The sequence below is a fragment of the Nitrospira sp. Nam80 genome (assembly GCF_965152575.1).
Map to the genome: position 1 here is coordinate 879,109 of NZ_OZ224216.1, position 14,804 is coordinate 893,912.

At 58.2% G+C, this 14,804-nt stretch carries 14 protein-coding genes; 5 read left to right on the forward strand and 9 right to left on the reverse strand.

Annotated features, from left to right (window positions below; translation table 11 throughout):
- Positions 1 to 66: 66 nt before the first annotated feature.
- The gene (locus tag ACWGXE_RS04295; protein ID WP_447601603.1) at positions 67 to 1,512 is read right to left on the reverse strand and encodes an OmpP1/FadL family transporter; all 1,446 of its coding nucleotides are present in this window, start codon (positions 1,510 to 1,512) and stop codon (positions 67 to 69) included.
- 190 nt (positions 1,513 to 1,702) lie between these two features.
- On the opposite strand from ACWGXE_RS04295, the gene ACWGXE_RS04300 reads away from it, so the two are divergent.
- Entirely contained in the window at positions 1,703 to 4,000 is a 2,298-nt protein-coding gene (locus tag ACWGXE_RS04300) for a PBP1A family penicillin-binding protein (protein ID WP_447601605.1), read from the forward strand.
- An 80-nt stretch (positions 4,001 to 4,080) separates the two neighbouring features.
- Entirely contained in the window at positions 4,081 to 4,521 is a 441-nt protein-coding gene (locus tag ACWGXE_RS04305; RefSeq protein WP_447601606.1) for a bactofilin family protein, read from the forward strand.
- Positions 4,522 to 4,655: 134 nt separating this feature from the next.
- Here the strand turns inward: ACWGXE_RS04305 and ACWGXE_RS04310 are convergent, their stop codons facing one another.
- The 4 genes from ACWGXE_RS04310 to ACWGXE_RS04325 all read right to left on the reverse strand — a co-directional run bounded on the left by ACWGXE_RS04310 (position 4,656) and on the right by ACWGXE_RS04325 (position 9,334).
- Positions 4,656 to 5,249, reverse strand: coding sequence for a Tll0287-like domain-containing protein (locus ACWGXE_RS04310; protein WP_447601608.1), 594 nt, complete (start codon positions 5,247 to 5,249; stop codon positions 4,656 to 4,658).
- Positions 5,201 to 7,729 carry an ATP-binding protein gene (locus ACWGXE_RS04315; protein WP_447601609.1) on the reverse strand — a complete coding sequence of 843 codons (2,529 nt, stop codon included), beginning with the start codon at positions 7,727 to 7,729 and terminating at the stop codon, positions 5,201 to 5,203. Before ACWGXE_RS04315 ends, ACWGXE_RS04310 begins: the two co-directional genes overlap by 49 nt.
- Positions 7,730 to 7,733: 4 nt before the next feature.
- Entirely contained in the window at positions 7,734 to 8,780 is a 1,047-nt protein-coding gene (locus ACWGXE_RS04320; protein ID WP_447601610.1) for an ATP-binding protein, read from the reverse strand.
- A 119-nt stretch (positions 8,781 to 8,899) separates the two neighbouring features.
- Positions 8,900 to 9,334, reverse strand: coding sequence for a response regulator (locus ACWGXE_RS04325; RefSeq protein ID WP_447601611.1), 435 nt, complete (start codon positions 9,332 to 9,334; stop codon positions 8,900 to 8,902).
- A gap of 339 nt (positions 9,335 to 9,673) precedes the next feature.
- On the opposite strand from ACWGXE_RS04325, the gene ACWGXE_RS04330 reads away from it, so the two are divergent.
- The 3 genes from ACWGXE_RS04330 (at position 9,674) to ACWGXE_RS04340 (ending at position 11,966) form a co-directional block, all read left to right on the forward strand.
- The gene (locus ACWGXE_RS04330) at positions 9,674 to 9,913 is read left to right on the forward strand and encodes a BolA/IbaG family iron-sulfur metabolism protein (RefSeq protein WP_447601612.1); all 240 of its coding nucleotides are present in this window, start codon (positions 9,674 to 9,676) and stop codon (positions 9,911 to 9,913) included.
- Between the two features lie 10 nt (positions 9,914 to 9,923).
- Positions 9,924 to 10,247 (forward strand): glutaredoxin family protein, encoded by a 324-nt coding sequence (locus tag ACWGXE_RS04335; RefSeq protein WP_447601614.1) that lies wholly within the window; start codon positions 9,924 to 9,926, stop codon positions 10,245 to 10,247.
- A gap of 390 nt (positions 10,248 to 10,637) precedes the next feature.
- Entirely contained in the window at positions 10,638 to 11,966 is a 1,329-nt protein-coding gene (locus ACWGXE_RS04340) for a UbiA family prenyltransferase (protein ID WP_447601615.1), read from the forward strand.
- Between the two features lie 31 nt (positions 11,967 to 11,997).
- Here the strand turns inward: ACWGXE_RS04340 and ACWGXE_RS04345 are convergent, their stop codons facing one another.
- The 4 genes from ACWGXE_RS04345 to ACWGXE_RS04360 all read right to left on the reverse strand — a co-directional run bounded on the left by ACWGXE_RS04345 (position 11,998) and on the right by ACWGXE_RS04360 (position 14,803).
- Positions 11,998 to 12,732, reverse strand: coding sequence for an SDR family NAD(P)-dependent oxidoreductase (locus ACWGXE_RS04345; RefSeq protein ID WP_447601616.1), 735 nt, complete (start codon positions 12,730 to 12,732; stop codon positions 11,998 to 12,000).
- Between the two features lie 17 nt (positions 12,733 to 12,749).
- Positions 12,750 to 13,529 carry a TIGR04282 family arsenosugar biosynthesis glycosyltransferase gene (locus ACWGXE_RS04350; RefSeq protein ID WP_447601617.1) on the reverse strand — a complete coding sequence of 260 codons (780 nt, stop codon included), beginning with the start codon at positions 13,527 to 13,529 and terminating at the stop codon, positions 12,750 to 12,752.
- A gap of 56 nt (positions 13,530 to 13,585) precedes the next feature.
- Positions 13,586 to 14,302 carry a TIGR04283 family arsenosugar biosynthesis glycosyltransferase gene (locus ACWGXE_RS04355; protein ID WP_447601619.1) on the reverse strand — a complete coding sequence of 239 codons (717 nt, stop codon included), beginning with the start codon at positions 14,300 to 14,302 and terminating at the stop codon, positions 13,586 to 13,588.
- Between the two features lie 96 nt (positions 14,303 to 14,398).
- Positions 14,399 to 14,803 (reverse strand): hypothetical protein, encoded by a 405-nt coding sequence (locus ACWGXE_RS04360; RefSeq protein WP_447601620.1) that lies wholly within the window; start codon positions 14,801 to 14,803, stop codon positions 14,399 to 14,401.
- Position 14,804 lies beyond the last annotated feature (1 nt).

A 14,804-nucleotide genomic window follows, 5' to 3' on the forward strand; every position in this document is an offset into this window, starting at 1 on the left:
GGTCGCCAGTAAATGAACGACACGAGTTGCCTCATGTATGGAGCCCGGTTCAGATATGGAACCCGTTCAGAAAACGACTCGAACGTTGACAGAACCGACGTGCAAGGTGGTGCTATACACGCCGTTCACCGTCGGGTTGAGATTGCCGCTGATAGTTCGGTTCTCGTAGAGCACGGCCTTGTAAGCCAGATCCAAACCGATGCCCTTCGGGCGTAAAGCTCGATCCGATCCACCACAAGGAATCACCCCGGCGAATCGCCCGTTGCCTTGACAGAAGAGTCCCAGCCCCCCAGAAATCGCATGGCTGTCACTGTCCGGGATGGCGGGATTGAACGTGGCGTCCGGAATCGCCTTTTGCGCATTCCAGTAGCCGGCTCGGGCCGCGATATCCCATTCGGGCAAGATTTCCGGCTTGAGCCATTTATATTCCGTCCCCACCATGATCGTGTAGGAACTGGTCCAATTGAGCGGCACCGGCAGCGTGAGGCCGTTGGAGAGGGAGGTATCGAGGTTCCGGACCGATTTCCACCCCGTGTAGTCAACGTCCAGCTCCAATTTCCACTCGCGGGCCGTATCGCGGACCGGCCAGACCGCGATGCCGCCGGTGATGATCTGCGGAACGACGAAGGTGGATTTCGCATCGGCGACTCGTGCCCCGTTGGCCAGCAATTGCCCGTCGAGATGCATCGTGGCCTGGCTGCGATAGATCAGACCGATGTTCACGAGCGGCAGCCCCTCGGCATTCCGCAGCGCGGTATAGAGCATGCTGACATTGAATCCGGCGGCGGTGTCCTTGCCGTTCAATTCCATGCCGGCGCCGGCCGGAATCCCAAGTCCTCCCGGCCAAAGAAACTTTCGCTCGGAATGGCCCTCTCCAAACAATCCGGTGAACGTATAGATGTCCGCTCCGACGCCGAGCGCCAGGTCGCGAAACGGCTTGAAGGCCAAGGACGGTCTGATATCCACCAATTCAAACGCCGCCGTGGTCGTGGCTGTGGCAAAAGGGCCGTTCTCGGGCCACCGGGTCAGGGTCCCGAACGGATTAAAGACGGCCAAGCCCAGGACCGTCGTGTCGAAGAATTTGAGGCCCAAATCTTTGAGATTGGCCGTCACATAAAAATTGGAAGGCGGCGGGATCGCGACGGCTCCCATGAGATCGCCGTGCGCGGTCTGGCCGGCTGCATTGCGGAAGTCGAATCCTCCGCCGATGAGAGTCGTCCCGACCGAGAACTGCATGCCTCGGAGTTGCGTCATCCCGGCGGGATTGTAGTAGCCTGCCGAGGGATCATCGGCTTGAGCGGTGAAGGCCGATGCTTGACCCGCGGCGGATGCGCTTTGGTCGTAGATCCGGAAACTTCCTGCGCGACCGTCCGGGGGGAGCGAGAGCAGAACGGCGACGAGCAGAGCGGCCGCTGTTGCCGCGATACCGCTCAACCGGCCGCACTTGAGGAAACGATGAGCCGGCTCCATGAAGGGTGTATGGTTATCCCTACATTTTGGAAGATTGGCCACTACGTGGATATCCTGATCCAACAATCCGCGGCTGGCGCACATGTAAGGCACCGGCTCGGAATTGTCAAGCGACGAAATATGGCCGTGATAGAAATAGTGAGCGGTCGAGCTGCAGCCGCGCACATGTTAATAGGGCGCCGTTCGATTTCACCGGCTCGATAGCGTATTCTGTGGCTCGGAGGTGTTGCGAGTGAGGCTGATCCGTCGATGGATGCGACGTGCGGTGGTCATGATTGCGGCCGGGTTCATCCTCATCTTGATCGCGGCTGTCTCCTATGGGTTGTATTTAAGCAGTTCTATTAGGCTGCCGAAAGGAGACGAGCACCCGCCGCTGCTTCTGTATGGCGCTCCGTTTCTGCTCAAACCCGATCTGGCGCTCGCCGAATCCCACCTGATCGAGCGTCTGACTCGACTGGGATATCGGGAAGTGACCGTTCCGGTTCATGCCCCTGGAGAATTTCGCCTGGAGGCGGACGCCATCGACATTTACCTCCACGGGTTTCCGGACATGCATATGAGTCCTGCTCCGATTCGGCTGCGGCATGCCCAGGGCCTGGTGCGGGATGTCGTGTCGATTGAACACGGCGATGCGGTATTCCCGGCGTATTTGGAGCCTCAGTTGATCAGCGGGATGCGCGGGGATTCACGCCAGGTGCGAGAGTGGCTGCCGCTCGCCGACATTCCCGCGCGGTTCGTCGACGTATTACTCTCGATCGAAGATCGCCGTTTCTACGGCCATATCGGAATCGACCCGGTGGCGATCCTGCGCGCGTTGTGGACGAATTACGGACGCGGCACGGTCGTCCAGGGAGGCAGCACGATCACGCAGCAATTAGCGAAGAATCTGTTTTACTCGCCCCATCGCACCTGGACCAGAAAGTTGAAGGAATCGGTCGCGGCGATGGTGATGGAAACGATGTATTCGAAGACGGACATTCTCGAAAGCTATCTCAACGAGATCTATCTCGGGCAAGTGGGATCGGTCTCGGTCTACGGCGTGCGTGAAGCGGCCCACCGCTATTTCGGGAAGCGGCTCGACGAGCTGGCGATCGAGGACATTGCCTTGCTGGTCGGTATGATTAAAGGTCCGAATACCTATTCGCCGCTCAAGAACCTTCCGCTCGCGAAGCAACGCCGCGATGTCGTTCTGACCCGGCTGCGTAACCTTGGAGCCCTCTCGGACGCGGACTGGGACAAGGCGGTGCGCGCGCCGGTGCAGGTGGCGCCGCCTCAAGACACGTTGGCGGACGCGCCGTTTTTTGTGGATTATCTCCTGCGACAGACGGAAGAACTCACCGGAACCCCGCTGCCCGATGGGGTCAAAGTGTATACGACGCTCGATCCGGTGTTGCAGCATATTGCCAGCCAGGCGTTGGTCACCGGACTGGAGAAACTCGAGGCCGCCCATCCGTTTTTGACGGAGGGGCCGTCCCGGCTTCAGTCGGCGCTGGTTGCAATCGATCCGGCGACGGGCGGCATCCTCGCCATGGTCGGTGGGCGAGACTATCGAGCCAGTCAATTCAATCGCGCGGTGCAGGCGAAGCGCCAGCCGGGATCTCTATTCAAACCAATCGTCTATCTGGCCGCCTTTGAGGCCCGCCGCGATATTGCCAAAGGGCAGCCGGTGACGCCGTCCAGTTTCGTCATTGACGAACCGGTGACGTTTGACTCCGGGGGCGGGTCGTGGGCGCCGCAAAACTATGATCGCCAATTTCACGGCACGGTAACCGTACGGAAGGCGCTGGAACAGTCGTTCAATATTCCCGCCGTGAGGCTGGCGCAGACGGTCGGAATGAAGCGGATTCACAAGCTGGCTCGCGACCTGGGCATCAAAAGTCCTCTGGCGGACAATCTCTCAACCGCTCTCGGCAGCTCGGTCGTGTCCCTGCTCGACATCACGTCGGTGTTCGGGACGTTGGCGAACGGGGGGCTCGCGATTCCTCCCGGACCGCTGCAGAGCGTCGCGAACTCGGAAGGAGATCCCATGTGGCATACGACTCCGGAGCGGCGCCAGGCGGTGTCCCCACAGGCCGCCTATCTCACCACCTCACTGCTGAAGGGGGTGATCAACCGCGGCACGGCGGCAAAGGCCCCGTTGCTAGGGCTGCGGGGAGTCGTGGCGGGCAAGACGGGGACGACCGACAGTTATCGCGATGCCTGGTTCATCGGATATACCCCTGACATCGTCATTGGCCTGTGGGTTGGGTTTGACGACGAGCAACCGATTCGACTGACCGGAGCTCAGGCCGCGTTACCGATCTGGGTCGAGGTCGCACGACGAGTGATCCCGGCCGAATCCCGGGAATTTCCCGTGCCGCAGGGAATTGTGCGGCGAGACATCGACCCACAGACCGGACAGCTCGCCACTTCCAAGTGCCCGGAACGGGTCACGGAAGTTTTCATCGAGGGAACTGAACCCTCGGTCTATTGTGAAGTCCACGGCAGCAGTTTGTGGGAGCGGTTCAAACACACTTTTGGAATTTCCTAGGTGGCCTCGCGGCGGTAGTGTAGGCTTGCTTCATGTTTATGTGGGGCCATGCTCATACCAATGCCGAGAGGGAATCAACAATGATGAAGAAGACGGGATTTGTCGAAGAGGAAAATATCACCTTGTTGGCTAAGGGCGTTCTGATCAAAGGAGAGATCCGCGTCGAAGGAACCGTCCGTATCGACGGACGACTCGAAGGTGAAATTCATACCAAAGGCACCGTCGTCATTGGGGAAGACGGAGTCGTGCAGGGAACCGTCAGCGCCGGCATTTTAGTCAACAGCGGCAAGGTGAAGGCTACTGTCACGGCCAGTGAACGAGTGCAACTATTGAAGACCGGTGTGCTCATTGGCGAGATCCACACCCCGAGCTTTTCGATGGAAGACGGCTCTAAATTTCAAGGGCTGTCCGATATGGGGATTTCTTCATTCGGTGAGGAAGCCGCCAAGCTGCCGAGCAATGTGCGGGAACTCTCCACCCAGCGAGGGAAGGCGATGGCGCTGGCCGCCGAGAATCCATGATTCGCTGTGTGCACCACCCGTGACGCCGTCCCGCTGATTCCGTACCGCCGCCCCTACGATCTGAACCCGCACGAGTGACGGAGGCGTCCTTTCCGTCTGTCTGCTCGGACCTGTCTTTCCGGACGCCGCCTGCTTCAATCCAACGGAATCGTGATCGCCATGCCGCCCATGACGTCATTGCTCCGGAAATCCCGCTTAGGACTCAAGGGATGGTTGTTGTGGCAGGCGACGCAGGCCGAAGACACCGCACGATCGGCATAGATGGCCTGAAAATACTGTTTCCGGCCGCTGGTCACGACTCCGGTAAACGGGCGATCTGGATGTTGCGTCAGCGTTTCGAGCGCTTTTCGCTCGAACTCCGTGGCCGGCGCATTGCGTTGGTAAATGGGCCAAAGGCTGATCAGTCGATAGCGGATGCCTCGACCACCCTCGGCGACCAACTTTCCGGAATGTTGCAAAAATTGGGCGGGCAGCGGCAAGGCGTTTTCATTTTCCCAATGTTCGGCGGCCGAAACGATCCCTTTGGCCTGCATCCGGTTGACGACATGATTCGTATAGATGGTGCGGTCCGCCTCAAGGACGGCATGGACATATTCGGCGACCTTCTCCGGCGGGATGCCGGGCGCAGCCGGCGGATCCTTGGCCTGGAGCGAATAGCTCCAGCCCAAAGCGAACAGCATCATGAACCAGAACGCGGCGTGGCCGCTTGACCTGAGGATGGGAGACATGATTCCTCCTTCCGAGCCGGCGCGCTGGCGGTGGGAAGCGTGATAATGCAGGTCGTACCCTGGTTTTCCGTGCTTTCAAGGCGAATATCCCCGCCGAACTTCTTCACGATCCGTTGCGCCACCGTCAAGCCCAACCCCGACCCTTGTCCCTGGCCTCTAGTGGTAAAGAAGGGATCGAAGACCTTGCTCAAATGATGCTTGGGAATCCCCGGTCCCGTGTCGCTGATCTTGATGGTCAGGGTCCCGCCATGCTCTTCGGTGCTGAGCAGCAATTGGCCTTGTCCGCGCAACGCCTGCACGGCATTGGCCAAGACATTGGTGAAGGCTTGACGCAACTGGTCGGGGAGGGCATTGACCATGGAGGCGGACACATAGCGCTTCTGCACATCCACGCCCAGCGCGTCATACGACGTTTGCACAATAGTCCAGGCCTGATCCAATTCCGCATTGACATCGACCGGCACGCGTTGGCCCTTGGCTTCGCGCGAGGCAATGCCGGCGAAGTCGCGAATGATCGCCGCCATTCGCCGGCCATGTACGACGATGTCGCGGGCATAGGATTTGACTCGAAGTAAATCGACTTCCTCCTGGATGGCTTCACCCAGACCGAGAATTCCGAACAACGGATTGTTCAGTTCATGCCCGATTCCGGCGGTCAGTACGCCTAAGCTGCCGGATTTCTCCGCTTGCACCAGTTGATCCTGGAGGCGGCTCTCGTCCGTCGTATCTCGCAGCACCAGCCCGATTCGCTTTCCTTCACCATGCCGGCTGTCCATCTGAAACCATTGATACCGGTACAATCGTGATCCGATCTGAAGCTCGTGCCGCTCGTCCCGAAAGTCTTGTCCAAGTCGCGGAGAGAGGGGGTCGCGAGGCTCAACCGCAGCCAGGCGGCTCGGATCGCCGTGGCCTCGGGACGTCAAGACTCCTCCATCCGGTTGTCCGAGTTCTCGTCTGAGCTTGTCCTGCATCGCCTGATCCAGATGGAGCAGATCAAACAGAGTCATGCTGGACAGATGTTGGCCATTGATCGAGAGGGCGTCCTTCGATGCTTTATTCACATACTGAATATGCTCGTTCTGATCGATCATGATGATCGGTGTGGGGACGGCGTCCAGAACCTGGTCGGTCGATTTCTGAAGATACTGCACCTCTTCGGTTTTTAATTGGACCTGGCTCGTCAAGCCGGCGAAGGCGGCTTCCAATTGCGCGTTCATGCGATTGAATTCGACCGCCAACTCCTCGAGTTCATCTCCGGTCTTGATCTGAATGGGTTCGCGCAGCTCCCCTTTCCCAATCGACCGGGCCGCTTCCTGGAGTCGGCGAACAGGCGTGACGATGCGGCTGGCCGCGAGATACCCCAACGTCGCCAGCAATCCCACCGCCACCGCGGCAAAGATCGACATCCAGGTGAAGAGATGTTTGACTGGGGCAAAGAGTTCGGCGGACGATTGCCACACGAACGTATGCCAGGCGCCTTGATCCAGTGAGCCGTTGGTGGCCCGGCTGGTTTCAGGGAGAGGGGCGAACCCGATGATGGCAGTGCCGGTGCCGCCGTGCCCATCGCTCGATGCGCTGACCCATCCCGGTTCACGGGGAATGACCAGTGGAATCAAGGCGGGATCGGAAAGGCGGACGCCGGTAGGAAGGATCGGGCAACTCAAGACGATCCCACGACTGTCGATCAGCATCACATGCCCGGTCTTACCGAACCGGATCGGATGCGTCGATGGAGAGAAAAACTCCTTGGCATCGATCAGCCGATGCAGCACCCCGACCACTTCATAGCGGAGATTATCCATGATCGGCAGTGAGATGCTGAATACATAAGCTTTGGCCTTATCGTCAAAATAAACATCTTCGATATACAGTTGGCCGATACCCTTGTTGAATGCGCCCTTCCACCATGCCGTTCGGTCATGCGAAAAGTCGGGCAGGCTCGTCAGCGCCGCGACTAAATCACCTCGGACATCGGTAATGAAGAGCATTTTGGTCGCGGCCCGTACCACCTGAGGAAGCAACTGATCTTGCTCAACATGAGAGCCGGCATAATATTCTTTTAACAGGCGCCCCAAGCGGCTGTCGGTGATGGCCCTGACCGCGGCCGGATCCCGAGCGTCCCATTTGGCTTTCAATTGCGACCGGCCGGGGGCCTTATCGGTTTCCGTGACGGGCTGAAGCGCATCGCGCCGCCTTTCCAATTCATTGATGATGAGTGGGTCCGCCGCGATTCGAGACGTTCGAGCCACCTCCTCCGCCACGAGCAGATCCAGTTTTCTCGCCGCTTCGGTCGCAAGCGCCTTAAAGCTTTCACCGCTGACCTCTCGGATTTCTTTCGATCCCTGGAAGAACGCCATGGTCAAGCCGAGGATAAGCGGCAACACGCCGACCAGCAGCATGGAGACGATCAGCTTCCGTTTGAGTCCCCAGCCGTGCCGGGCCGGGACGGTGGAAGCGGGAGAATCGGATGGAATCGTCATGGGGTCACGGGGCCGTAAATTGTATGGGCTGGGACGCAGGAGAAAATTCAATGTTGAACGCCGTGCCTTTTCCCACGGTACTGTCCACCGCGATATGGCCGTTCATCTTCGAGACAACGGACATGACATTATAGAGTCCCAAGCCCGTGCCCTTGCCGGCCGGCTTGGTGGTGAAAAGTGGGTCGAAAATCCTTGGAAGGAATTCCTTCGGAATGCCGCAGCCGGTGTCCTTCACTGTGGCGATCACCGAGCCGTTCACGGCGTCCGTGGTCAAGGTCAGCGTGCCGCGCTCGGCCATCGCCTGCACGGCGTTGGTGATCAGGTTGACGAATACATGAAGCAGTTCGTCGGGATTGCCTTTCACGACCGCCCGTGGATCATAATGTTTGACGATCGCAATGTCTTGGAGTGTCACCGCATACCGCGCGATTTTGAGCGCTTCGTCGATTTTTTGATTCACATTGACCGGCACATCGTCATGCGCGGTATTGCGCCTCGCGTACCGAGTCAGATCACGGCAAATGGCGCTGGTCCGCTTGACGGCTTCAATGATCTCCCTTGCCTGCTCCTGCACGGCATGGATATCTTTTTCTTGGGCCAGATTCTCTGCAAGCCCGAGAATGAGCTGGAGCGGATTGTTGATGTCATGGGCAATGCCCGCCGCAAACGATCCAAGCCCTGCCAACTTTTCGGCATGGAAGAGTTCGGTCTCGAGCTTGGATTCATGTTGGATCAGATTCCACAATAGCTTGGCCGTGGACCCGTTCAGGACCTCGGCTCCCGGATTCTTGTGCGTAAGAATCGTGTCTCGCATGGCCGGATCGCCCGTCACGTCGAGAATGAGATTAACGCCGTGATTGCCGATGAGATCCGGGGCTTCGTCCGTCACGTGAATGCTCAGATCCCGCGCCCGTTGCAGGCCCGGCGCACCGGGGTCTTTGTCGGTAATCCCCACGATATCGACATCAGGAATCTGGTGCAGGAGTTCAAGGAGCGCGACGCCGCCTTTGCCGGCTCCGACAATCGCCACCTTGGTCTGTGACCTGTCCATTACGATGCCAATTCTCCTTGCAACCTCGTCTGCGCTAGGCCTAGCGCGCTGTCACGAATCGGTCCGGGGGACAAACGAGTCCCCCGGGTACCAACGAATCTTCAAGATCAGCTCCCAAGCTACAACCGGGCCAATTCCCGCTGTTCCATGGCGCGAGCCACGGCTGCTTTCAGCTTTTCGCCTTCAACCGGTTTCACGAGATAGTCAATTACGCCGCCGCGCAAGAATGAGGTCGCCATGTCTGTGTCCGGAAATCCGGTGAGCACGATGATCGGCACGCGCGGCCATTCTTGCTGAAAATACGCGATTGCTTCAACACCGTTGATTTTCGGCATCCGGATATCACAGACAATGACGTCCAGGAGCAGGCGGTTTTCGCCCGTATTGATCGTTTGAATAGCCTTCTCGCCGTCCTCGGCCTCCAGCACTTCGTATCCGGCTTTCTGCAACGTCATTTTGACAACCTTTCGGATGTCGGGTTCGTCATCCACGACCAGTACTCGTCCATTACAAGCGGTATCACTCATGAAAAAGCCGGATCTGAATTCGTCCATGGAATCCTCCTTATGGTTAAGTCCGGACCTGCTGAGTTGCAGGCCTTCTGGTTTCGATAGGCATAATGGCAATGGACGTGCCAAACGTGGCGCCAAGAATTCTATGTCATTTCAATTGGTTGCTAGACGGACAGGAAAGCGACAATCAAACGGGCATGGTTGAGAACAACCAGATCGCATCAAATGCACCACCATAGAATAGTATGATTGCTGGATTCGTGATTTCGTGAAGGTGAGACTTCGCCAAATCACCAAATCGTCAATTACACTCACTTCAGCGGCCCCCCCCCCGTCCGAATTGCGTTCGCGTCGGGGGATGCGCTATTCTGAAGCGGAGTTATGATCAGCGACGACACCGTCACGACCTATATACGCCAGCTGTTGCCGGATGCCACGGTGACGGTGTTCGATAAAACCGGCACTCGGGATCATTTGATGGTGCGGGTGACATCGGATTTGTTCAAAGAGAAGACGCTTTTGGATCGCCACCGCACGATTTACCAAGCCTTGGCAGTCCCCCTGCGCGATGGACGTATCCACGCGCTTGAAATTACAGCAACAACGCCGGATGAGACATAAGGAGGGCCCGATGGCGGATCCTATTGAACAGGAAATTCAGAAGGAAATCACCGAACACAAGATCTTGATCTACGGCAAAGGCACCAAGACCATGCCGATGTGCGGCTTTACCCGTGAGACCATGCAGTTCTTCGATAAATACGGATACCCCTACGAGGTCATCGACGTGTTGGCGCAGCCGGCGAAGCGAGAGACCCTGACTCGGATGACCAGTTGGCCCACTCTTCCCAAGGTTTTTATTGACGGTCAGTTCTTTGGAGACACGGATGTCCTGGACCCGATGGAGGCGAAAGGGGAAGTCGAGCCGCTGCTGAAAAAGGCGTTCGGGAGGTAATCCCCGGAATCATTCCCTTCTCCCTGCGATCGCATGACGCAAGGCCCAAGGTTGAGCACGGCCTTCTTCTTCCAACCGTACGTATTTCTCGATCTCGCGTGACTCATGCGGGGGCCCCCTGGTATCCTACCTCTGCCTGGGATCCCCCGGCACCGGCCGATCAGGACGCCGGCCGTTGATTTGCAAGTCAGCGCGCTGTAAGTCGATTCTCGAAGGAAATCCGGAAGGAGTGATCGGGTGTCCTCCGCCCCCCATCCCGCGACAAGGCCGACTGTCCTGGCTCCATGCCAGGTGCCGTTGTGTGTGGATTTGGACGGCACCCTGATCAAGACCGACCTTTTCTAGGAATCTCTGCTGCTCCTCCTCAAGCGCTCTCCGTTGCTGATTTTCATGGCGCCGTTGTGGCTGTGGCACGGTAAGGCATATCTGAAGCGTGAAATCAGCCGAAGGGTGCGACTCGATGTAACCGCGTTGCCCTATAACGACGATGTTGTGGAATATCTCCGCAATGAGCGCCGGGGCGGCCGCACATTGGTATTGGCGACCGCCAGTCGCCTTGAGCTTGCCGCGGACGTCGCAGCGCATTTGGGGCTGTTCGAGCAGGTTCTCGGTACGGAGACGGTGAATTTGAAAGGAGCGGCCAAACGCCAAGCGCTCGACGAGCGGTTCGGCCGTCGCGGATACGACTATATCGGTAATTCCAATGCCGACCTGCCGGTGTGGGGCCATGCCAACGAAGCTCTGATCGTAGCCCGTTCGCCGTCTTTTGTGGCGCGGGTCCGAAAGGCCGGTGTAACGGTAGGCCGCGTGTTTGAAGAGCAGCGCAGCCTGGTTCCCGTCCTGTTGAAGGCTCTTCGTGTGCACCAGTGGGCCAAAAATCTGTTGGTGTTCGTGCCTCTGATTTCTTCACACCAGGTGCTGCAGGGCTCGCGGGTGCTCGCTGCCCTCATCGCGTTCTTCTCCTTCAGCTTGTGCGCGTCCGGGGTCTACATCCTGAACGATTGCCTGGATTTGGAAGCGGATCGGCACCATCCGAAGAAGAAGCGGCGTCCGTTTGCCGCGGGCAGTCTTTCCATTCCGGCCGGCCTGGCATTGTCGATGGGATGTTTGATTCTGAGTTTCGCATCGGCCGCGGTGCTTCCGACGCCGTTTTTCTTCGTCTTGGCCGTCTATTTTATTCTGACGACCAGCTATTCTTTGTACGTCAAACAGTTCGTCCTCATTGATGTCATCGTGCTGGCGCAACTCTATACGGTTCGTGTCTATGCCGGCGGGGCCGCGGCCGGTATCGTACCGTCCCACTGGCTGCTGACGTTTTCACTGTTCATCTTTCTCAGTCTGGCGCTGATGAAGCGCTTCACGGAAATCAAGTTGGTGAGCCACATGGATCACGCGAGCCAGCTTGATCAGAGGGATCTACGGGGCAGGGGATACCGGACGACGGACGCCGAGCATATCGCCAGTATCGGATCATCCAGCGGATTGGTCGCGGTGCTCGTGTTGGCGCTCTATATCAGCAGCAAAGAGGTGTTGGCGCTCTACTCGCACCCGGAAGTCTTGTGGCTGGTTTGTCCCGTCATGCTGTATTGGATCACGCGGGCTTGGATGTTGACGTATCGGGATCGCATGGATGATGACCCCGTCGTCTTTGCGGTTCGCGATCAGAAGAGTTATATCGTGGCCCTCCTGATCGGTGTCATCCTCGTGCTCGCGAAATAGTCTGTCCTCATTTCTCATTCCTCATTTCTTCCTAGATTCCCCACCCTCCGCTGATTTGGATATTCGCTCCGTTCACATAGCGGGCTTCCGGAGAAAGTAGATAACGGACCGCGCCGACCGTATCATCCACCGTGCCGACGTAACCGGCGGGGATGCGTTTGACGACGGCAGCCAGTTCTCCCGGCGGCGCGCTGCCGGAATCGATAAAGCCGGGCGAAATGGCGTTCACCGTAATGCCGTGGGGAGCGAGCAGCTTGGCCAATGTGCGGGTCAAGATCAGCACGCCCGCTTTTGCGATGTAATGAGCGGTCACGTCAGGTTGCGCTTCCATCTGGTCGGCATTGGCCATGCTGAAATTAATGATCCGGCCGTGTTTCCGCGCCTTCATGCCCGGCGCGGCTGCTTGGACCAAATAAAAAATCGGATGCAGATTGCCGTCGAACATCTCGCGCCATCCTGCGATGGTCTCATCGAAAAGATTCACCCGGTGGTACGGCCCTGCCCCGTTGATCAGCGCATCGAGACCGCCCCACTCGCGTTCCACTTCGCGCACGAGCTGCTGCGCCGATTCAGGAATCGATACGTCGCACTGCACGGCAAGGGCCCGCCCGCCACGGTCTTCAATTCCCGCCGCCGTGTCCTTGGCGGCCTCCGCACTCGTTCGATAACAGATCGCAATGCGCCAGCCTTGCGCGGCCAAGTCGAAGGCCACGGCCCGACCGATTCCTTTGGCGCCGCCGGTGATGAGCGCGATAGGCTGTGTCATAGGAGTGCCTCTTTCGATTATGACCGAGTCCGCAGTCGTTTGCCGATGAGACTGAGTGCGCCGGCCGTCCTCATTGAAAAGTTTCGTTCCGCTTGCGGCCGTTCCGAGTCCGCCGCGCTGTCTTGGATGACCGCAAGGAGGTCGTCGAGCGTATCGACATCTCTCCATGCAGGCAACAAGGCCGTTGTGAGCCCCCGGGCGGCGGCTCGTTCACGGGTCGTTGCAAGCGCGTGATCGGTGGACCAAGGGATATCGTCAAATAATTCGCCTACCGGCCGGGTGAGCCCGATGAGATAGTAGCCCCCATCCTGCGCAGGACCGAGGACGAGATCATGCGTCGCAAGCAAATCGAAGGCCTCCCGGTAATGTGTCAGGGGAACGGAAGGCACATCAGTGCCGATCACCACGACCCGCTTGAAGCCGTCCGCAAACAGGCTCACGAAGCTCGCATGCATGCGGGCGCCCAGATCATCCCCTTCCTGGTCCAGCAACCGGACTGCCTGTCTCTCCGCCATGATCTTGAAAAACACATGCGCCGATGACGGGGCGCACGCCAGAATGCGCTCGACCGGCAGACGAAATTTCGTGATCGCCGCCTTGGTACGCTCGAGCTGATCAAGAACAAAGCTGCCATGAAGGGTGGCGGCTTCATCCGGCGTCAGCGGCGGGCAAAGCCTTGTCTTGACTTGCCCCGGGATCGGGGCCTTGGCAAAGATGACCAACGCGGCATCCGCCTGCACCGCCTGCGGCCTCGCCACCGAACTTCGCCGCTCGTCTCTCCTCTCTCGCCTTCTCATCTCGGCGATCCTATGTCTATTTCCTCATTCCTAATTTCTCATTCCTCATTCACAGTTTATTCCCGCACCGCGGCATAGAATCGTGACAGAGTCCATGGACTGACGCCAAGCCAATAGAGAAAGCGGATCATCCACATCAGGAGAATCGTCCGGACCGGGCCCTGCTGTTCCCACCGTCGATAGGAAGTCGTGACCGTATCCCGGAGCGCAGCGACATGTCCCTCCTTCTTCAATCGCCGGGTAAAATCGAGATCTTCCATCAACGGGATGGGACTATACCCCCGCATGCGCTCGAAGACCTTCCGCCGTACGAAAATCGCCTGGTCCCCCGTCGCGATGCCGCTCATTCGAGAACGGATATTCATCATGGTACTGACGAGCCGGCCGAGGTTGGTACGCCGGTCGAATTCAACGTCGAAGCGCCCGCCCACGCAGCGCGGATCTTGCAGTGAATCAGCGATGCTGCGCCTGGCATGGTCCGGCAGAATCGTATCCGCATGGAGGAACAACAAGACATCACTCAGGCTCAACTCGGCCGCCGTATTCATTTGAAGTCCACGCCCCGGCGGGGTGGTAATCGACAGCACGGGACAATCTCTAATCGCGTCTCGCTCCTGTGACAATGCAAATTGCACCACGATGTCTCGCGTATGATCAATGCTTCCGCCGTCGGCTACGATAATGTCGTCAAAGCCGAGCCGAAACGTACGTTCCAAAGTGGTCGGGAGGGCCGATTCTTCATTGAGAGTGGGAATGATGACAGAAATGGTCATGCCGGCTGTACTCGTAGCTCGCATCTCGTCGATCGTCTCTCGCACGGCGGAGGTATCGGACGAGATACGCTTCACGAGCAACCAGCGACGGCTCTGTTAAGCCGGCTTTTTCGGCTCGTTGAACATGAAATACATGACGATCACCACGGTCGCCCAGAATACGACCTGCTTGTGCCAAAAATGGATCTCGCCGTAATGGTAGAAGCCAAGCGCCAGAAGAATGGCGACGGCCATGATCGAATAGCGCCATGTCGGATTCTCAACTACGGAATTGGCCCACACGGCCAGGCCGGCGAAATAAATCAAGAGCGGGACGACATCGATCTCGAACCCTCCGCTGATCGACAGAAAGATGTTTAGGAATCCGATAAACATCAGCGCCGTGCCGACCATCATGCCGGCAACATTGGACTGGCGCTCGCCTCCCTCCTCATCATGGTCATGGCGGGGCGACTTCGAAGCCGGCGGGTCCGGGAGATTATTGTGTGACGCAGGTGACATC